This is a genomic window from Bacillus cereus group sp. BfR-BA-01310 (genome assembly GCF_022664325.1).
Lineage (GTDB): Bacteria > Bacillota > Bacilli > Bacillales > Bacillaceae_G > Bacillus_A > Bacillus_A paramycoides.
The window spans coordinates 1-20,222 of the sequence record NZ_JAKUHD010000001.1 but is presented as its reverse complement, the minus strand read 5'-3'; the positions used below and the strand labels follow the sequence as shown (position 1 = coordinate 20,222).

Here is a 20,222-nt window from a genome sequence, read left to right as displayed (position 1 = left end):
GGCTCGTTAGCTCATGACTTTTTTACATGCATTATTAAATGATTTTCTTGAATAAGTTATATACTTTTTGCGAATTGCTTTCATTTAATTGATAATAAGTAAGATTCAAGTCATCAGGAGTGTTTTGATGGGCAATCATAACTTCACTACTGTTGTTATCTACTATCCAAATTAAATATTGTTTATAAGTTCCATCCTGAAAAGTAATCCACATGTTACAATCTACTAAATCAGACCCTTCTTCATCTAGCGTTAAATCGCCTTTTTTTGCTGTATCCATACTGTTAATGAAAGTTTTTAATTCATCTGTTTTTGTAAGGAAGATAGATTTTTTCGTCTTAATTGACTCTACATGAATATCTTTTATTTCTTGTTTTCCTAAAAAAACAGGCGGCGCATTTGGGTCTCTTTGCGTTGAAATAATAGTAGCTTTCTTTTTTTGTTTGCTAGATGTATATAGATCTTGAATAGATTTTCCAGAGTTTAAAAACCATACGATTCCAAAAATAATCAATACGCTACTGAGTAGTAAAATTATTTTTTTAATAGGATTGTCTCCTCTCTATGAATTCGAACTAAATAGGCTCTATATTAATATATATGATAAGAGAATGTGTATATTCTACTAATAGTGAAGAAACTATCATGACCTAATAGGGCTATAATTGAACATGGTTATTCTTCACGGTTTTAATTGGACGATCAACAAGTAAATTGTAAGTAAGACCAAGTAATACTAAAATTCCACCAACAATTTTGCCAATTGAGAGTTCGTTTGATAGTAAGAAATCTATAACAGTCCCCATAAATAATTGTCCGATAAAGATGAGTAACGTTAAGTAAAATGCTGATATTTTTGGAGTAATATAGTTTGATAATACAATGACGATAACACCTACTAAGCCACCTAAATATACAGCGAAAGGAATGGATTGCAATGTGTGACTAGATATATACAAAGAGTCTGTACTGAAAATCAAAAATAATGCAGAGAAAAATAACCCGGTAATATAATTGAAGAAAGTGCCTTCCCAAATTCCTATTTTTGTTGCTAAATTCGCATTAATAATTCTGGCAACAACGATAGAAACCCCAACTAAAATAGCGATACAAATATATAACATTTTTTTACCCCCATTAAAAAATAGTCATGACAACAATTCCAGAAGAAATGAACAATAATCCAATCAACTTTTTCTTTTCAAACTTCGCAACCTTCATTCCTAATAGCCCATAATGATCTATAACAATAGAAGCAATGGACTGTCCGAGTAAGCTTAATGCAATCGTAATGGAAGCACCAAGGGCGGAGAAGCTTATATTACTAAAAAGAACAGTGAAAACCCCAATGGCCCCAGCGCTGTATAAATAAAGCGGAATACCTTTCTCAAAAAGAATTTTATTTTTGTTAATGATTAAAACGATAACAACTGCTACTAAGCCAACGAGGTGAATGACAACGCTTGCTGTATAATTCCCTATAGTTTCGGATAAGATTCCGTTTAAAGGAATCATAATTGCGATAAGTGCACCTATAAAGACAGAAAGAAAGTTATACAATGTGATGTCCCCTTTATATTTCATATTTGTAATGACTGTATCATGCTGAAATTGTGTATTACTATGACATATGTCATAGTGAAAGAAGAAAATTTTAATTACAATGGGGATGAGTGGTAAAGGCGGGGGATTATGAAAAAGGTATGTAATTCTAGTAAGCTAGCAGATTATATGAAACAAAATAAAATTGATTCATTTTTTAGTAACGATATGAAGCCTTACATGGAGCTATTATTTTTTAGAAAGAATGAATTCATATGTAGGGAAAATGAGGATATAGATTATTTGTATTTTTTTGTTGAGGGAAAAGCGAAAGCGTTTAACACATTAAGTAATGGGAAATCTGTATTGCTATGTTTTTATGATAGTTTGCAGTTGCTAGGGGATGTAGAATTAATTCACTCTCAAAAGATTACTTCAAACGTACAAGTAATGGCAGATTCGTATTGTGTTGGCTTGCCTTTAGGGAAAGTTAGAAACCAATTATTTCATGATGCGAAATTTTTAAGATGTATTTGTGGATCATTAGCTCACAAATTAAACAGACTTTCAAAAAATAGTACAATTAATTTACTATATCCGCTTGAAAATCGACTTGCTAGTTACATGTTAGCGGCGGGGGAAAGAGCGGTTCAGCATGGAAATAGAATTGTATTTAATGGGAATTTAACGGAAACAGCTGAATTGTTAGGAACGAGTTATCGGCATTTATTGCGCACATTAAATACCCTTTGTGATAAAGAGATTATAAAAAGAAATAATGGTTGCTTTGAAGTGATGAATGTAGAGGTTTTGAGGGAATTGGCTGCGGATGTTTATAAATAATATATTAAAGTGGGGATTTAGATGAAAATAGCTATCATTTCAGATGTTCATGGAAATAGTCACGCTTTAAAATCGGTATTAAAAGATATTGCACGTCACAAGGTCGAAATGATAATAAATTTAGGTGATAGTGTGTATGGGCCATTAGATCCGTTAGGGACAATTGAAATTTTAATGAGTAGCGAGATGATACATATTAAGGGCAATTGTGATCGTATGCTTTGGGAACCTATACAAGAGCAATCTACTACACTAACTTTTGTTCAAAATCAATTAACAAATAATCATATAAATTGGTTAAAACAACATCCTTCACAATTTATTGTAGACGATATTTTATTTTGTCATGGTACACCGACTTCAGATGAGGTGTATTTGCTAGAAGAGATGGACGAAAATGGCGCAGTATTAAAGAATGAAAAAGTTATAATGGATCAACTTCAAAATATTGAGCAAAAAATAATAGTATGTGGACATACGCATATTCCTAGAGTAGTTTATTTATCAGACGGAAAGATAATTATAAATCCAGGGAGTGTAGGACTTCCGGCATACAAAGATGAGCTACCTGTTTTGCATAAAATGGAATCGGGAACACCACATGCAAAGTATGTAATAATGGAAAAAAATGCGCAAGATTGGTTAATTGAACAAATATCTGTTTCGTATAATTGGGAAGAAGCGGCTCAACTAGCTGAAAATAGTGATCGACATGATTGGGCCATTGCGTTAAGGACTGGGAGAATAGAATGAAGGGTAGTTTACTTATTAGTAAACTGCCCTTTTTTTGTTTTGGAAAAATATTGAATTAAACAAAAATAAAATGATATGATTAGGTATAATATGAACATGTGAACAATTATTCATATATTATAAAGGAGGAAAAATGATGCTAGATGCAATTATTGTAGGAGCCGGTCAAGCTGGATTAGCAATGGGATACTATTTAAAGCAGGAACGTTATAACTTTTTGTTACTCGAGGCAGGGAACAGAATTGGTGATTCGTGGAGAAAACGCTATGAATCACTACAACTTTTTACACCAAGGGCATATAGTAGCTTGCCAGGTATGGCATTAATAGGAGAGAAAAATGGATTTCCATATAAAGATGAGGTTGCCAGTTATTTAGAAGGATATGCACAACATTTTCAATTACCAGTACAATTACAAACTGAGGTTTTAAAAATAAGGAAACAAAAAGACATCTTCGAATTACACACTCCTACAGAAATTTTACAATCGAAAAACGTCATTATTGCATCAGGTGGTTTTCAACAACCATTCATCCCCTCATTTTCACAAAATCTTTCATCACAAATTTTTCAAATACATTCATCACAATACAAGTCACCATCGCAAGTTCCAATGGGAAAGGCGCTTGTAGTAGGTGGTGGGAATTCAGGAATGCAAATAGCAGTAGAACTTGCAAAAACTCATGAAGTTACAATGGCTATAAGTCACCCTTTAACGTTTTTACCGTTACATCTATTAGGAAAAAGTATTTTTTATTGGCTAGAAAAAACTTGTTTATTGTATGCCGAAATAAATACAAAGAGAGGAAGGTGGTTTCAGAGGAAAAAGGATCCCATTTTTGGTTTTGAAGGTAAGGAACTCATTCGTAATGGTGCAATAAAACTACAGAAAAAAGTCGTAAGTGCATCAGGAAATAATATTATGTTTCAAAATGGTGGCACGTATAGTGCACAAAGTATTATATGGTCAACTGGTTTTGTCCAAGATTATAAATGGATTGAAATAGAAAAGGCAGTGAATATGAATGGATTTCCTAATCATACAAAAGGAATGAGTCCAGTAAGAGGATTATATTATATCGGGTTGCCGTGGCAATCTCAAAGGGGTTCTGCGCTTATTTGTGGTGTAGGAAAGGATGCAGTACATTTGCTTTCTGAAATCAAAAAAATAGACCAGTAGCAAATACTACTGATCATCCATATGTACATGAATTAGGAGAGGTCAATCATTTATTAGCCTTATTATAATAGATTTTCAGAGACGAAAAAACTAAAAAATCGTATTTCTATGTTGAGAAAGTTTTTTGTATCGAAATATAAAAAAATCGGGATTTTTATTGAAAGAAAATATGATATTTATATTTTAGTAAATTATGATATAGTCTATTTAGGAATAATTTCCTTAAATTAGATTTTTTGTATAGTAATTACATTTGTAGGTAGGAAGGGGAAAAGATTGTGAAGTTTGATGATCAACGTCTACTAGGAGTGCAATTAGGTTCTTTACTCGTAACAGAAGAAAATCAATATTTAGTAATTAAGAAAAAAGATCATTATGCACTATTAAACATACATAATTTAGAATGCACACATGTCGAAGTGCAGTTAGAACATATTGAAGAACTATTGCATGAAGATTTTCAAGAAAGTATAACGGAAATTATCGCACCGGAACATATTAAAATTGTGGCGAAAAATGTTATATAAAGAAAGAGGCTGGGAGAATCAGCTTCTTTCTTTGTTGTTGCTTAGTTAATCATAAGGATAATATTTTTAAAACCTCACCAATAATTCCTTCCATTTGATGAACACCTAAATCCGAGTTTGTCATAATAATAGCGCTATTCCCTCGGGGTGGATAACAAACCATCATACATTGGAATCCAACGCCCCAGCCAAGTGAATAAATTTGTAAGTCTTCATTAGAATCATCTAGAAAAACACCTAAGCCAGTCCATTTTGAGCAGCCTTGAGGAGAAATCATATCTTGTACTGTTTTTGGAGAAAGCGCTAGCTTGCTATTTCCTTGTAAGGAATGAATAAGTTCGATTACTAAAGTTGATAAGTCTGTTGGTGTTGTCCAAATGCCTGAAGCAGCGGCGAATGGATAAAATGGATACTTTTCAGCTGTTACAGCTCCATTTTTATTATGTCCGCAAGCAAAGGTATCCATTTTATTTATATCTTCAGGAGAGAATACCGTACTATTTGTAAGCTGAAGTGGCTGAAAGATATACTCTTCAAGTAAAAGATTGAATGGTTTTCCAGTTATATCTTCAAGCAGTAGCTCGATAATACAAAAGTTTGCATCAGAGTAGTGAAATTCGCTTTCTGGTTCATAAGTTACTTCAATAGGTACTGGGCAATATAATGTTTTACCGGAAAGGAGTTCATGTATTTTAGGTAGTCCTTTTTCAAGTGTATAATGTTCAAAACTATTTGGAGGGTCAATTATTCCAGATTGGTGACTTAATAAGTTGCGCAACGTGATTTTTTTCTGTGAAGTAAATAGATTGGTAGGGATGTTCCAAGATGTGAGTCTATCATTTACGTCTTCGTCTAAATTGAGAGTTCCTTTATCGGCTAACGTTAAAACGAGTATTGCGGTGATGAATTTGCTAATAGAACAAGAATTAAAGATGGAATTTGTAGTAATATTGTTAGTTGTTCCAGATTCCAGTGTTCCGTAGGTTTTCGCTTCGTCTAGTTTGCCATCACGTATAACAGCGAGACTTAAACCGGCAACGGAATGTCGTTTCATTTGCTCGTATATATTTCTACTTAATAAGTTCATAGTATCTCCCTTCTAATAAAACGGAATATTAACTTTATTATACATTAGTAAATAAAGAGAAGTATTGTGAATGGAATTAAAAGGTGAGTTTTAATAGAAGGAGAAAATAAAAGAAAATGGAAAATAGTTGCTTTAAAAAGAACTTGGTCTTGTAAGCCGAGTTCTTTTTAGAATAGTATGAGTTTAGTGTATACAAAGGAGAGATACAGATGAAAAAGAAGCTTATAATAGGAGGATTTCTTACCTTAATTAGTGTAATGGGGATAGTTGTTTACTTGATTTTTCAAGGGATATTCATTCCAAATCAATTAAAAGCGGATAAGTTTTTAATAAAAGGTGTAGATGTCGCATCTTATCAAGGAGAGATAGATTGGAGAGAGTTAGAAAAACAGAATATGAAGTTTGCGTTTATAAAGGCTACTGAAGGGAGCTCGTTTGTGGATGAGTACTTTTCGGAAAATTGGACTAATGCTGATAAGACAAATATGCGTATAGGAGCGTATCATTTTTTTAGTTTTGATAGTAAGGGTGAAACGCAAGCAGAGCAATACATAAGAACTGTTCCAAAACATGAACGAGCATTGCCACCAGTTATAGATGTTGAGTTTTACGGTGATAAAAAAGACAATCCCCCTAAGCGTGAAGATGTTACGAAAGAGTTGACGGTAATGATAAAAATGTTAGAAAAACATTATGATAAGAACGTGATATTGTATGCAACTCAAGAGGCGTATGACTTGTACATAAAAGATGCATATCCTGAATGTGATATATGGATTCGTAGTGTTCTTACAAAGCCGAGTTTATCCGATGAGAGAAAATGGACGTTTTGGCAATACACGAACCGTGGAAGATTAAGCGGTTATAATGGAAAAGAAAAATATATTGACTTGAATGTGTTTTATGGGAATGAGGAAGAGTTTGAGAATTATGGAATGAAAGATTAAGTTTTGAAGCGTACAAAATTTTGTACGCTTTTTTATTAATCGCATGAAAAATATGTAAGAAAAGATGGAACAAACATTTGAGATAAATTGTCTATTATAGGTAATAACTATTTAGTTTGAAAGAAAGGGGGGATGAAAATGAAAAAGAATACGTTATTAAAAATAGGGTTATGTGTTAGTTTACTAGGAGCAAGTCAATTTGCTACTGCAATATCTCCTGTACAAGCAGAACAAGAGGTAGAACAGAAAGTAATAAAAAATGAGAAAGGAACAATTTCAATTTCTCAGCTAAACAAGAATGTATGGGTACATACTGAGTTAGGTTATTTTAACGGAGTTGCAGTTCCTTCAAATGGTTTAGTCTTAAATACTTCTAAAGGTTTAGTACTTGTAGACTCTTCTTGGGATGATAAGTTAACGAAAGAATTAATAGAGATGGTAGAAAAGAAGTTTCAGAAGCGAGTAACTGATGTCATTATTACACATGCACATGAGGATCGAATTGGCGGAATTAAAACGTTGAAAGAAAGAGGTATTAAAGCGCATAGTACAGCATTAACTGCGGAAATAGCAAAGAAAAATGGATATGAGGAGCCGCTTGGAGACTTACAAACGATTACGAATATGAAGTATGGAAATATGAAAGTAGAAACGTTCTATCCAGGTAAAGGACATACAGAAGATAATATTGTCGTATGGCTGCCACAATATAATATTTTAGCTGGAGGCTGGTTAGTGAAATCTACGGAAGCTAAAGATTTAGGGAATGTTGCTGATGCGTACGTAAATGAATGGTCCGGATCAATTGAAAATGTGTTGAACCGATATGGAAATATGATTTCAGTAGTACCTGGTCATGGTGATGTAGGTGACAAAGAATTGCTTTTACATACACTAGATTTGTTGAAATAAGAAACGAGAAATAAAATAATGATGAAGCTTATTGTAGATTTAAGAAACTTTTGGAATACAAAAGAGAGAAGAAAAGAATTTCCTTCTCTGTTTATTCTAGCTATATTTAAATGCTGAAGCTATCGATTACGCCTGAATACGTCACTGAGATTTTAATTCTAAGTATACAAATACTAGTACCGTCATAATTGCTATAACAACGTAGGTAGCATCAAGCATTATAAGTGTTTTTAAAGTTTCAGTCATCAAAGTTCACCCCTGTTATAAAAATATAACATGATTTCTTTATCAATTAGATAAGAGATCATAAAGATAAAAATGTACATGAAATTCCTTAAGTAGTTGTTATATCAACATATCATAAAGTAATGTAAATAATGTTAAGGCAGTGTAAAAATATTGTAAATAAAGAGATTTCTCATAAAGTCTTTAAAACGTTTTTAACAAAAAAATGATTGTTCCTCAAAATGAAAAAAACGCCATTCTTCTGTTGAATGATAGAAAAGGATGGCGTTTTTCTAAGTTTATTTCTGTAACTGATGAATTACAACTATTTGCTTAAGAGATTCAAAACTCTTTATTGCCAAATATATTACGAAATCTTGGTTTTGTACAATGAACTAGTAAGTAAAAGATTTAGTTGCTTTACATATATTGATGAATCAAAATGTCGCTAGCATTTCTTTAAAATAATTATCTAGATGTTTGGAACCATCAATAGAAGTGTCCATGCTTATGTATGAATTTTAAAGTGTCAATAAAAATATTATGTCAACAATATGAACTGTCACAAACTTTTACATATTATTGTGATTGATATCACATCCCTTTTTCTCAATGGGTATTATGCTTAGTTTGTAAGGAATGATTGGGAGAGGGTGGGATGATATGTTTTGTTATCAATGTGAACAAACGCCAACAGGTGGATGTAAAGTAATAGGTGTTTGCGGAAAGAATGAAACCATTGCAAGTTTACAAGATACGATTGTGTTTGGGTTAAAAGGAATTGCAGCTTATCGTACCCATGCTGCTCAGCTAGGGTATACAGATGCATTTGTAGATGCTACAACGCAAGAAGCGTTATATATGACATTAACAAATTCTAACTTTAATGAACAAGAACATATTGATATGGCTATGAAAGTAGGGAAATCAGCTTTACGAGTGATGGAGTTATTAGATGAGGCACATACGAATCACTTTGGTGTTCCAGAGCCTGTTCAAATTACACAAAATCATGTAGAAGGTAAGGCAATTGTAGTTACTGGTCATAATTTATTTGCATTAGAGGAATTATTAAAGCAAACAGAAGGAAAAGAAATTAATATTTATACGCATTCTGAAATGCTGCCAGCACACGGATATCCAAGGCTGAAAAAATATAAACATTTAAAAGGAAACATTGGTAAGGCATGGTATGATCAGCGACGTCTTTTTGAAAAATTTACGGGTGCAATATTGGCTACAACGAACTGTGTTATGCCAATTAAAGGATCATACTCTGATCGATTCTTTTCATATGATATTGCAGGCTTAGAGGGTGTACAAAAAATTGAAAATGATGATTTTACACCATTGATTCAAAAAGCGCTAGAGCTTCCAGAAGTACATATGGAGTCGGATGAACAGTTAGTAACAGGTTTTCATCATAATACAGTATTATCATTAGCTCCAGAAATCATTGAGGCAGTAAAAGAAGGGAAAATTAAGCGTTTCTTTGTTATCGCAGGTTGTGATGCCCCAGGAAAAGGTGGAGAATATTATCGTGAATTAGCAACGTCACTTCCACCAGCAACGGTTATTTTAACAACTTCTTGCGGGAAATTCCGTTTTAATGATGTGAATTACGGTGTTGTACCTGGTACGGAGATCCCGCGTTACATTGACTTAGGACAATGTAATAATTCAATTTCTACAGTGAAAATAGCGGCCGCTTTAGCAGATGCTTTTCAATGTGAAGTAAATGAATTACCAGTGAGTATTGTCCTATCATGGTTTGAACAAAAAGCGGTTGCCATCTTACTAGGGCTATTTAGTCTTGGGATTCAAGATATTCGTATCGGTCCAAAGGCTCCTGAATTTATTTCGTCTGGTGTGCTTGATGTATTACAAGAAACATTTGGTTTAAAACTAATTACAACTGCAGCAGAAGATATGGATATGATGTTATCGTAACAAAAAAATGATCCGTCTTATTAATAAGAAGAGTTAGCCATATTCATTAACTTCTGTATAGTATAGCGCCCCAACACAAAAAGGTAGAATTTTTGTGTTGGGGTATTTTCTTTTCTTAGTAGGATAAGTATGTGGCGAAATTTTTTCAAAAAGAAAATCGGCTGTATCTAATAGGTAATAGTTGATTTTAGAAAAAATATAAAAATCGAGTTGACATCTATCGCTACTTAGTCATACAATGTACTTGTAATAAGCGATACTGAATAGTGTTGTTTCTCAAAATATATTCAGTAAACAATAGGTAATAGCGGATTTTAGAAAAAATTTGAAAATCAGTTGACATCTATCGCTACTTAGTCATACAATGTACTTGAAATAAGTAATACTGAATAGTGCGGTTTCTCAAAAGCTATTCGGTAAAAAATTCGCCTTAGTACTCTGTGATACTGAATATAAGTCAGACAGAATAGGGGGTAGAGGAGGATCATAACATGGAAAATTTAACTGAAATGCTGAAAGGTTCACTGGAAGGGTGTGTACTGGAAATCATCAGTCGCCGTGAAACGTATGGCTATGAGATTACCCGTCACCTGAATGATCTTGGGTTTACCGAAGTCGTGGAAGGAACGGTATATACCATTCTTGTACGATTAGAGAAGAAAAAGCTTGTGAATATTGAAAAGAAACCGTCAGATATGGGGCCACCTCGTAAGTTTTATTCACTAAATGAAGCTGGCCGTAAGGAGCTTGAATTATTTTGGAGAAAATGGGATTTTGTATCGTCAAAAATTAACGTCTTGAAGTCAAACTAGCTTCATAAGATAAGTTATTGCGTCTAATGTTTTTGGAGTTTCTTGTTCTGTTTTATAAAAAAGGAGGAAAATAAGATGTTGGAAATGTTCAAAAAATTAATTGGTGATAAAAAAGAGTACAAAATGATGATGGCAAGAGTTGAGGCTCTGCCAGAGGACTACCAGTTTGTGTTTAAGAAAATTCAAAACTACATGTGGAATTTCTCAGCAGGCAACGGGATGGATATGCTACACATACAGTATGAATTAATCGATTTGTTCGAAGCCGGTGCGGCGGAAGGGAGACAAGTGCTTGAAATCACTGGGGAAGACGTGGCGTCCTTTGCTGACGAACTAGTAGCAAATGCTAAAACCTATGTCTCCAAGTATCGTGAAGATTTGAATCAGAGTATCATGAATCGATTGAGAAAAAAATAAATGCAATAGATAATACCGACTGATTAGCTGGTTACAAATGTGAATTGCCACCATCGCTATTCACATTTGTAACCCGGTACTAAGTAATACAGATTATCAGTAACACTAAATAGAGGAGTGTAGGCAGTCTAGCTTTGCAAAACATTTTTTATAAGGAGGAAAAAAGTATGAGCAATGCAGCGATTTCTGTAAAAGGGTTAAAAAAATCTTTTAAAGACAAGGAGGTCTTAAAGGGGGTGGATTTTGAGGTGCAGCGTGGCGAAATTTTCGCACTGCTGGGCTCAAATGGAGCGGGCAAGACGACGACGGTCAACATCCTCTCGACGCTGATGAAGCCCGATGGCGGCGAAGTAGGTATTTGCGGCTTTGACGTCCAGCGTCAACCGGATTATGTTCGTCAAAGCATCAGTCTGACAGGGCAGTTCGCAGCTTTAGACGGCATGCTCACGGGGAGAGAAAACCTGATAATGATCGCCAAGTTGCGTGGAGTTTCCAATCCCGCTCAAGTCGCCGACAATCTGCTTACAAGATTTAGCCTGACCGATGCGGCCAACCGCCGGGCAGACCAATATTCAGGCGGGATGAAGCGCCGGCTTGACATCGCCATGAGCCTGATCGGGACGCCAGCAGTCATTTTTCTCGACGAACCGACGACAGGGCTTGACCCCGAAGCGCGGATTGAAGTCTGGGATACCGTCAAGGAGCTTGCCGGTGGCGGCACAACCATCTTGCTGACGACCCAGTACCTGGAGGAAGCCGAACAACTGGCGGACCGTATCGCCATCCTGCATGGCGGAAAAATCATCACGACCGGTACTCTTACTGAACTTAAAGAGATGTTCCCACCAGCGAAAGTGGAGTACATCGAGAAGCAGCCGACATTGGAGGAAATTTTCCTCGCGATCATCGGTAAAAAGGAGGAGATGTAAATGAAAAGCAAAACAGGGGTGTTATTAGGACGGTTAATACGAAACATCATGCGCAGTCCAGATACGATTATTACGGTAGCAATTACACCAATTATGATGATGCTGTTGTTTGTTTACGTATTTGGTGGTGCCATAGAGACAGGAACAGATAACTACGTCAATTATTTATTACCGGGAATCTTGTTGATGGCTATCGCATCCGGTGTCGCTTACACTTCCGTGCGGTTGTTTACGGATGTAAAGAGCGGGCTGATGGCGCGTTTCATTACTATGCCCATCAAGCGTTCGTCTGTATTGTGGGCTCACGTATTAACTTCACTTGTTGCTAATGTGCTTACTATCGTGGTGGTTATCCTCGTTGCACTCTTAATGGGCTTCCGTTCCAGCGCTAATATTCTAGATTGGCTCGCGGTAGCTGGGATACTCGGGATGTTTACGCTGGCGCTGACATGGCTCGCTGTCATTCCCGGATTGACAGCGAAGTCTATGGAAGGGGCGACAGCCTACTCGTACCCGCTAATTTTCCTGCCGTTTATTAGTTCGGCCTTTGTTCCTACCGAAACTATGCCTAAAATTGTTCGTGCGTTCGCTGAGAACCAGCCCGTGACTTCAATCGTGAATGCGATTCGTGCCCTCTTGTATGAAGGGTCTGTTAGCAACGATATCTGGATCGCGCTTGCTTGGTGCGTCGGCATCATGGTCATCGCTTACTTCTTCGCCAATAAAGCATTTAAACGTCAGTTAGGGTAAGTACACTATCGGTTCGGTGTCTCGTGACAACTAAATTTTCCGAAATAAAATATATATTTGAAAAAGTGGATTAAAATCACATTAATCTTAGTTATTGCTATAGTTGTTGGTATTTTTACTGGTTACACAGTTGGTACGTATGTAGGTTCAGACGTTGAAAAAAAGCAGACTGAGAGAGTTGAAGGGGAAGAAATAATATTTTGAACTCAATTCTAATCGTCATATAATTAATGCAATTTTTATATGTGAAAAGCCCACCTATTTCCGTAGGTGGGCTTTATCTTTATTACACAATACAAAAGTATACTCTCTTTTTTTCATAAACTTTATGTAATTATGCATATTTAGATAAAACTACACTTAATAAATATTACATATTGTAAAAGATATCCTGTGGAGTTATTCTTTTAAAAGGCGTAACATGTCAATCATTATAGAAGTTGTGGTGGCTCCTTTGGGGGAGAAGTTCCTTTTTTCTGAAAAATGAATATAAATTCATTATATATAATAAATATTCGTAAAAATATTTTTATGTTTTCTTAATTTATTTCTTTACATCTGCATTGATCATTTAGTATAACAGTTTTCACGTCTAAAATAAGGTGCTTCAACAAAGGAGAATATAAGTATCTTTATAACGAGTTCCTAATATAATCAATGTGTTAACAAAAAGAAATCTGTATTATTTTTGCTTTTCTACCGACTAATACAGCTTCAAACGATGGACACAATTGCTACATACCACTTGGAATTAATTATCTATTCATAATTCTGATTATTCAATCTTTCTAAAAATAAAAAAACATTAGACTCGTAAATATTAACGTTATAATGAGGGCGTCGAGAGGTAATCTATTACCGACGGAGAAAATATCAAACATTTTAAAATTGGACAGACTGACACGATTACTTTAAGAAAGGTGTGTGCTTAGAAGGGGGATTTATTCAAAATAGTTCAGCAACAGTGGACATCGCATTAGCTAGCGTAAATAATATCAAAGCTACTGGCGAAGTTATTGAAGCGATGTATAGGGTTGGTTGGAGGATAAATGCCTCGCAAATTAAGAGAGACAGACAGGTTTAGGTGGAATCGATTACAATGTAGAAAATTTTGTAAGCGATTCATTTTTCAAAAATGTTCTATATTCCTAAGCCTAAAAAGAGACGTAAGAATAGGATACAAGGGGGAATAATTATATGAATGGGAATACTGCAAAAAATATAGAATTTCAAGCTGAAAATACTGCAGTAAAAAATGAGGAATATCTAGATCCTAAAAAGTGGCATAAACAAGATACTACCTGGGCATTGAGCCTTTTTGGAACAGCAATTGGAGCAGGAGTACTCTTTTTACCTATTAATGCAGGTTCAGGTGGTTTATTATCATTACTGTTAATTACCATACTTGCATATCCTGTTATGTATTATTCACATAGGGCGCTTGCTAAAATGATATACGCTTCAAATTCTGCTGATGAGGGGATTACAGGCACGATAAGAGAGTATTTCGGAAATAAGGCAAGTATCATTTTTAACATAGTATATTTCGTCTCAATTTATACGATCGTGTTGATGTATTCGGTTGCACTTACAAATACTGCGAGTAGTTTTATCGTGCATCAATTGCACATGCCGGAGCCTCCAAGGGCCATTTTATCGCTTGTATTAGTACTCGGTCTTATCGCTATACTAAATTTTGGTCAAGATATCACTGTAAAGATAATGAGCATGCTAGTATATCCTTTCATAGCTTCTCTACTTTTTATCGCAATATCTTTAATTCCACAGTGGAATACGTCAATGCTTAGTTTTTCAAGTGTTTCTACTGCTTCAACAGGAACAGGATATTTTGGAACGATATGGATGATACTACCAATCATAGTGTTCTCGTTTAATCATTCTCCTATGATTTCGTCATTCGTTATGAAACAGAGAGCTACCTATGGAATAGACGCTACTGATGCCAAGTGTGCTCAAATACAAAAAGTTTGTTATATCATGACATTCGTTGTTGTTATGTTCTTTGTTTGGAGCAGTACTTTAAGTTTGACTCCAGATGATCTTAAGATGGCAAAAGAACAGAACTTGTCAATCCTATCCTATCTTGCTAATGAGCTTAATTCGCCTGTAATCACTATTGCAGCTCCTATCATTGCGTTTGTGGCTATTACAAAGTCTTTCCTTGGCCACTATATAGGAGCGTATGAGGTAATGCGTGACATGATTATCAAGTCCGGTAAAAAACGTGGGAAAGATATAGGAGAAAAAACAGTTAAGACAATGATTCTTACTTTTGTCGTATTAACATGCTGGTATGTTGCTTATGCAAATCCAAGTATTCTTGGAATCATTGATGCCCTTAGCGGTCCGTTAGTTGCTGCTATTTTATGTATATTACCAATGTATGCGATCCGTAAAGTACCAGTACTAGCTAAATACAGAGGGAAAATGAGCAATGTATTTGTCATTGTTATAGGTATCCTTACTGTCCTAGCAAGTATTAAGTCATTATTCTAATTCACTATTGTTGGTTCTAGTCCAAAAATAGTGGGATATGAAAAAAGAACGAAAGAGATTATGGATAAGATAAATCCACATTCGAAACTTAAACAAGCTATTTAATGAGGGTTAAACTCTAATATAAAAAGACATGAACTAAGATTAGTTCATGTCTTTTTTGTGTTGGTGTTATTACTAGAAGAGCGTTTAAAGCAGCGGTAGCGAATAAAATGTTTTTATTAAGTATTTGGATTGAAGTAACTGGAAACTAGGTGAACTCAATATTATTTTTGGTTTAACTGGTCACTGCTTATGGACAGTATAAACATAATCTCTCTTGTAAACCTTCTAACACTTCTTTAGGCACTTCCTTGATTTTGATATCTTTACCTAGGAAAAGTAGCCAATTTGTTATTTCCGTTAATTCATCGAGATCGTTAACGTTGATAAACGTCTTTAGAATGGCTGTGGATTGATAAGGGTTTGTATAAGAAATAGAAACTTTTAAAGGATGATACTTTTTGAACTGGGCAATCGCTTTTGGACCAAGTTCAAGTACAAGGTTGATTGCTTCGTCTTTCTTACTTAATTTTTCTAAAATCTTTTTCTTACTTAATCTCTTTTTCGTCGTATAGGGTACGACATTGATGAGATGATCGACAGGGAGCATCTTCTTTTTTTCTTCCTTTAAATCAAAGCCTTCAATTATCCAATGGCTTTTTTCTTGATAAAGGTGTAGTAGATAAATTGGATAAGACTTGATCAGATTCTCTTCTTTTATGGTAATCAATAAATGGCTATCCAAAAGAAGGATTTGGATGAGTTTTTCTAACATAGGATGAGGGAGGTCAGAAAGCTCAAGTAGGTCGGGATTGTGGGGATTAGTCCCTTCAAAAAGCAAGATTTGATTTAAAAGAACAAGGTCATCCTGCTGGATTTCTGAGATGAGTCCCAGGAGTTTTTCGGCTAAAGATTGACGACTCTTTAGATAGGGGAGTTGTTGATTTCTTGTAGCCATAAAGGCAATAAAAAGAGCTTTAACCTCATTATCAGTAAAGCGAACAACGGGCAAGATAGAGTTATGCATAACAAAATATCCCCCAGCCCTTCCAACTTCAGCGACAAGAGGCATCCCCATGGCTTCAATTTCTCTAATGTCTCTAATAGCTGTCGATCGTGAGATGTTAAATTCTTGTATAATTTCAGAAATAGTAAAGTGGGAGCGGTTATTAATATACCGCATGATCGTATTAATCCGTTCAACTTTTTTCATTTTGGTCTCCTAAACAGTATCATTTTTTGACATGATTTAAGGATATTATAAACTTATCAGATGAAAAGAGAAATCGTTTGATTAATTAAAAAAGAGGAAGGTTTTGAATATGAAAAATTATACTTTAGAAGAAAAAGATAGCTTTATCGTGTTAGGTATTGGAACTGAACTTAAGAGCCACTACACAGACTTTGCAGGCATAAACAAGGAAAAGGCAGACTTTTGGTTGGTCGTCGAACAAGATGGAAGGTTGGACACTTTAAAAGCTTTAGCCACAAATGATTACATTTTTGCTGTTAGTGAAGCGGTGAATAACAAGATGATGTATTACGCTGGTGTCATGACAGAGGAAACGATACAAGAAGAATCTAGAGTTATCCAGTTTCCTAGGGGAGAATACTTAGTAGTGAAAGGGGAAGGCAAGACAGCTGAGGAGCTAAGTGATAAGCTTACTGGTATTGCATTTGGTCAAGTTTTACGAGAAGTAAAGGATTTTGCCTATGTTGGTGGGCCAAATGCAACAGTTGAGATGGGGCAGCGAAATGGCTTAGTATTTGGTGAAATGTGGATTCCGGTTGTTAGGAAGTAAAGAGTTAAAAGGAGAGATAGAATTGTCCAACGTCGTTGATTTTAAAAATGTAACTACAGCTGGCTTAGAGTCTTCACCTGTAGCAGAAGCGCTTGCTGGTTTACGTGCCCATGAGGCCCGTTACTTTATGAACAAATACAAGCATGAATTTATGGTTGTCCCAGCTAGTGAAAGCGAGGAGAATCTTGATTATGTGAACCGCATTTTGAAAGAAGAGCGTAATATTGAGTTTGCGGCGAAACCTATAGAAACATCTTGTTTTCAAGTGGAAAATATTAAATTTACCTACGTCTTTTATGAGGATGGTCTTGCAGTCAACGTCATGTATACACTGGATAACCCGAAGAAGCGGGCTGTTGGATTTAAGCTTTCTGAAGGAATGGAGATACCGAAGGAGTTAGAAGAGAAGTTTAAGTTTGCTAGGCAGAAGTCTAAATTAGCTGGAACAATTCGGGGTTCGTTTTTTGTAATAAAAGGAGAATATATTGTAAGTTGAAGAACCTAGTCGTTTGTTTTATTTTAACAGGCGCGATTATGGAAGGTGGGGCTAACGATCTTGAATTGTTAGCCTTTTTTATACTGTAACAATTAAAAAGCTAAAACCCATATGAGGATAAATAATGTGAAAAAATGAATAAAGTAATAGAGAAAGGCTGATTTCTTGTAAGAGTAGGGATCCGCCTTTTCTTTGTTACCGATAATAGTACGTTATGTTAATCTTTTCTTTCGTCAATCATGATAAAATGAACGATAAGAAATTTATGTAATAGTTTACCTTCAGTTTCTATAATATAACCTAATAAATGGTAATATATGTTATGTATAATAGATATTTTCTTTATAAAATAAGGGGGAATATTATGACTGAAACAAACGAATCTTCAGGAGTCAATCTAGAAAAAGATGTGAAGTTTTCTATTATAATCCCTGCACACAATGAAGAAAAGTACATTAGAAAATGTTTAGATTCAATTGCAAAGGCATCAGAGGCATATAAAGATCAAACTGAAGTCATAGTTGTTTTAAATCGTTGCACAGATAAAACAGAGGAAATAGCAAAATCTTATAACTGTATTACATTAAAAAATAACGATAAAAACTTATCTAAAATCCGAAATGCAGGGGCTAAAATAGCTAGTGGAGAAATAATTATTACTATAGATGCTGATACCCAAATGACAGAGTCTATGTTGTCTAATGTAGATAAATATTTAGCTTCAGGTAAATACATTGGTGGTGGGGTAACTGGGAAGTTTGAAAGAATATCTTTAGGAATATTCCTTTCCGCAATGTTAATAATAATCCCCTTACTTTTTAAATATGGAGCTATATCTGTAGGGATTTTTTGGTGCTATAAAAAAGACTTTATGGCAATCAACGGATTTAATGAAAATATGCTTATGGCAGAAGATGCAGATTTCGCTAAACGGTTAAAAGAATTGGGAAAGCAAAATAATAAGAAATTCGGTACAATTAAAAATGGAATGATAACTTCATGCAGAAGATTTGATAAATATGGAGACTGGGCTTTACTTAAAAATCCAAAAGTAATCTTAGCCTATCTAAAAGGAAATGATAAAAAATATGCAGATAAAACCTATTATGATAACCAAGAAAGATAAAAATGGAGAAAATCGGCAGGGAATAGTGAGAACAGCTGATACTATTTTAGATACATTGAGAAACTAACTTGTACGGTTTTAGTGGATGGGTGGCCGATAAAATCTTGTATCATGTTTGCAATAGAAGTAACAGAAAAAAGGATAACTACAATTAAAGGCTTATATGATTAACCTTAGTTATAAAAAGATAAATATAACAAGAAAACCATCAATTTGATTAATCTTTTTTCAAATTGATGGTTTTTATTTTTGAAATAAATAGCTATTTTATAAAAAATGTTTTTTTGACCCCCATAAATTTTTTTGTTCCTTCGAATATATATATAGTAAAGAAAGAAAATGGAAGAAAAATGATTATGAAAAAACATGATTAAAAAGCAATTTTACACAAGAAACATTAGAAAAAAGCGACAGAAGACTTAGGAAAGTAAGATAAGCTTTTGGCAAAGAAGAAAAAGAAGCACTGAAAGTAAAAGTACACATCGAAAGAAGCATTAATAAAATTGCTAGATCAAACGGGGAATCCGAAATCAATGGATGAAATTACCAAAAATATAGAGAAGAGTTATTCAAAGATTGCAGCTAAAATAGAAAAAGAGCAAGCAAAACAAGCGGACGCTATTGCGAAAGAGAATAAGAAGGTAGATCAAAATGCAGACTTAAATCTAGCACAAACAGAAAAGAATAATCATTAAGAAAACGGTGAAAAAAGTCGGCCTCGAAAAATATGAGCAACAGCAAGAAGACAAGCCCCAAAAAAGTACTAAGAAAATGTGGTTAAATGGTCACTTGTTTAGTGACCATTTTGCTATTTGAAGCAGAAGGAGGCAGGGAGATTACTAGTGTTGAGTTTAGTAATGAAGATCTTAAAAAAAACGAAAATAGAAGATATCGTATATAACATACAAAACAACGGAGGAGATAAGGAAGCTTTTATCGTACAGTATCAGCCTTTTATTAGAAAATCAATTTCGTCTGTCTGCCGCCGATATATTACAGAACAGGATGATGAATATAGCATTGGATTGTTTGCGTTTAACCAAGCAATTGAACAGTATTCATATAAAAAAGGAAAATCTTTTCTAGCGTTTGCTGATCTTCTTATAAAAAGAGACGTAATTGACTATATACGCAAGGAGTCTAAGCATAATCTTGTCTTTTTAAAAGAAGATGAGCAAGAGGAAATGTTAGAAATACAAGTATCGCTTACGGAGTATATGAAAGAGATGGAAAATAGTAACCGTAAGGAGGAAATTCTTCATTTTCAAAGTGTACTAGCTGAGTTTAAAATCACATTTTCAGAGCTTGCTAAGGAATCTCCTAAGCATCGTGATACGCGTGAGCACTTAATAGAAATTGTAAAGA

The 20,222-nt window shown here is 34.6% G+C and carries 22 protein-coding genes and 2 pseudogenes; 19 read left to right on the top strand and 5 right to left on the bottom strand.

The features are described 5' to 3' along the window. Positions 1–34 precede the first annotated feature (34 nt). The 3 genes from MR109_RS00125 to MR109_RS00115 all read right to left on the bottom strand — a co-directional run bounded on the left by MR109_RS00125 (position 35) and on the right by MR109_RS00115 (position 1,584). Positions 35–514: a hypothetical protein gene (locus tag MR109_RS00125; RefSeq protein ID WP_242270385.1), complete on the bottom strand. Its 480-nt coding sequence runs from the start codon at positions 512–514 to the stop codon at positions 35–37. Positions 515–659: 145 nt separating this feature from the next. After that, positions 660–1,124: a DMT family transporter gene (locus tag MR109_RS00120; RefSeq protein ID WP_025150482.1), complete on the bottom strand. Its 465-nt coding sequence runs from the start codon at positions 1,122–1,124 to the stop codon at positions 660–662. Between the two features lie 13 nt (positions 1,125–1,137). Then, positions 1,138–1,584: a DMT family transporter gene (locus MR109_RS00115; protein WP_242270383.1), complete on the bottom strand. Its 447-nt coding sequence runs from the start codon at positions 1,582–1,584 to the stop codon at positions 1,138–1,140. Positions 1,585–1,692: 108 nt separating this feature from the next. On the opposite strand from MR109_RS00115, the gene MR109_RS00110 reads away from it, so the two are divergent. The 4 genes from MR109_RS00110 (at position 1,693) to MR109_RS00095 (ending at position 4,845) form a co-directional block, all read left to right on the top strand. Continuing rightward, the gene (locus MR109_RS00110; RefSeq protein ID WP_098308134.1) at positions 1,693–2,385 is read left to right on the top strand and encodes a cyclic nucleotide-binding domain-containing protein; all 693 of its coding nucleotides are present in this window, start codon (positions 1,693–1,695) and stop codon (positions 2,383–2,385) included. A gap of 21 nt (positions 2,386–2,406) precedes the next feature. Then, positions 2,407–3,138 (top strand): metallophosphoesterase family protein, encoded by a 732-nt coding sequence (locus MR109_RS00105; protein WP_002172754.1) that lies wholly within the window; start codon positions 2,407–2,409, stop codon positions 3,136–3,138. Between the two features lie 136 nt (positions 3,139–3,274). Then, entirely contained in the window at positions 3,275–4,318 is a 1,044-nt protein-coding gene (locus MR109_RS00100) for a flavin-containing monooxygenase (RefSeq protein ID WP_242270381.1), read from the top strand. Positions 4,319–4,596: 278 nt separating this feature from the next. Next, complete coding sequence (locus tag MR109_RS00095; RefSeq protein ID WP_098474011.1) at positions 4,597–4,845, top strand: hypothetical protein; 249 nt, start codon at positions 4,597–4,599, stop codon at positions 4,843–4,845. A gap of 49 nt (positions 4,846–4,894) precedes the next feature. Here MR109_RS00095 and MR109_RS00090 read toward each other — a convergent pair whose 3' ends face one another. Beyond that, on the bottom strand, positions 4,895–5,932 hold the full coding sequence (locus MR109_RS00090; RefSeq protein WP_242270379.1) for a serine hydrolase domain-containing protein: 1,038 nt from the start codon (positions 5,930–5,932) through the stop codon (positions 4,895–4,897). A 209-nt stretch (positions 5,933–6,141) separates the two neighbouring features. Between MR109_RS00090 and MR109_RS00085 the strand changes: the two genes are divergently transcribed. From MR109_RS00085 to MR109_RS00040, 10 genes and pseudogenes are all read left to right on the top strand, one after another. Then, positions 6,142–6,879 carry a glycoside hydrolase family 25 protein gene (locus MR109_RS00085; RefSeq protein WP_025150489.1) on the top strand — a complete coding sequence of 246 codons (738 nt, stop codon included), beginning with the start codon at positions 6,142–6,144 and terminating at the stop codon, positions 6,877–6,879. Positions 6,880–7,017: 138 nt separating this feature from the next. Further along, entirely contained in the window at positions 7,018–7,791 is a 774-nt protein-coding gene (gene bla2, locus MR109_RS00080) for a BcII family subclass B1 metallo-beta-lactamase (RefSeq protein ID WP_242270377.1), read from the top strand. Between the two features lie 888 nt (positions 7,792–8,679). Further along, on the top strand, positions 8,680–9,966 hold the full coding sequence (hcp, locus tag MR109_RS00075; RefSeq protein ID WP_242270375.1) for a hydroxylamine reductase: 1,287 nt from the start codon (positions 8,680–8,682) through the stop codon (positions 9,964–9,966). Between the two features lie 491 nt (positions 9,967–10,457). Next, positions 10,458–10,778 (top strand): PadR family transcriptional regulator, encoded by a 321-nt coding sequence (locus MR109_RS00070; protein ID WP_098308761.1) that lies wholly within the window; start codon positions 10,458–10,460, stop codon positions 10,776–10,778. 75 nt (positions 10,779–10,853) lie between these two features. After that, on the top strand, positions 10,854–11,195 hold the full coding sequence (locus MR109_RS00065; RefSeq protein ID WP_242270366.1) for a DUF1048 domain-containing protein: 342 nt from the start codon (positions 10,854–10,856) through the stop codon (positions 11,193–11,195). 167 nt (positions 11,196–11,362) lie between these two features. After that, a complete protein-coding gene (locus MR109_RS00060; protein WP_242270364.1) occupies positions 11,363–12,124 on the top strand; it encodes an ABC transporter ATP-binding protein in 762 nt (253 codons plus the stop codon). Further along, on the top strand, positions 12,125–12,874 hold the full coding sequence (locus tag MR109_RS00055) for an ABC transporter permease (RefSeq protein ID WP_242270360.1): 750 nt from the start codon (positions 12,125–12,127) through the stop codon (positions 12,872–12,874). 57 nt (positions 12,875–12,931) lie between these two features. Beyond that, positions 12,932–13,112: pseudogene (locus MR109_RS00050) on the top strand (PRK06770 family protein); the annotation flags it as partial. 711 nt (positions 13,113–13,823) lie between these two features. After that, positions 13,824–13,947, top strand: a pseudogene (locus MR109_RS30345) (L-serine ammonia-lyase, iron-sulfur-dependent, subunit alpha); the annotation flags it as partial. Between the two features lie 124 nt (positions 13,948–14,071). Continuing rightward, positions 14,072–15,391 (top strand): aromatic amino acid transport family protein, encoded by a 1,320-nt coding sequence (locus MR109_RS00040; RefSeq protein WP_098784277.1) that lies wholly within the window; start codon positions 14,072–14,074, stop codon positions 15,389–15,391. 292 nt (positions 15,392–15,683) lie between these two features. Here MR109_RS00040 and MR109_RS00035 read toward each other — a convergent pair whose 3' ends face one another. Beyond that, positions 15,684–16,646, bottom strand: coding sequence for a helix-turn-helix transcriptional regulator (locus MR109_RS00035; RefSeq protein ID WP_242270358.1), 963 nt, complete (start codon positions 16,644–16,646; stop codon positions 15,684–15,686). Positions 16,647–16,755: 109 nt separating this feature from the next. Between MR109_RS00035 and MR109_RS00030 the strand changes: the two genes are divergently transcribed. The 5 genes from MR109_RS00030 to sigI form a co-directional block, all read left to right on the top strand. Then, positions 16,756–17,235: a GyrI-like domain-containing protein gene (locus tag MR109_RS00030; protein ID WP_242270355.1), complete on the top strand. Its 480-nt coding sequence runs from the start codon at positions 16,756–16,758 to the stop codon at positions 17,233–17,235. Further along, on the top strand, positions 17,222–17,731 hold the full coding sequence (locus MR109_RS00025) for a phage tail protein (RefSeq protein WP_242270353.1): 510 nt from the start codon (positions 17,222–17,224) through the stop codon (positions 17,729–17,731). Before MR109_RS00030 ends, MR109_RS00025 begins: the two co-directional genes overlap by 14 nt. A gap of 364 nt (positions 17,732–18,095) precedes the next feature. After that, entirely contained in the window at positions 18,096–18,857 is a 762-nt protein-coding gene (locus tag MR109_RS00020; protein WP_242270351.1) for a glycosyltransferase, read from the top strand. A 503-nt stretch (positions 18,858–19,360) separates the two neighbouring features. Next, positions 19,361–19,552, top strand: a complete 192-nt coding sequence (locus MR109_RS00010; protein WP_242270349.1) for a hypothetical protein — start codon at positions 19,361–19,363, stop codon at positions 19,550–19,552. 147 nt (positions 19,553–19,699) lie between these two features. After that, positions 19,700–20,222: RNA polymerase sigma-I factor (sigI, locus tag MR109_RS00005; RefSeq protein WP_242270347.1), on the top strand; the 523-nt coding region annotated here is incomplete at its 3' end.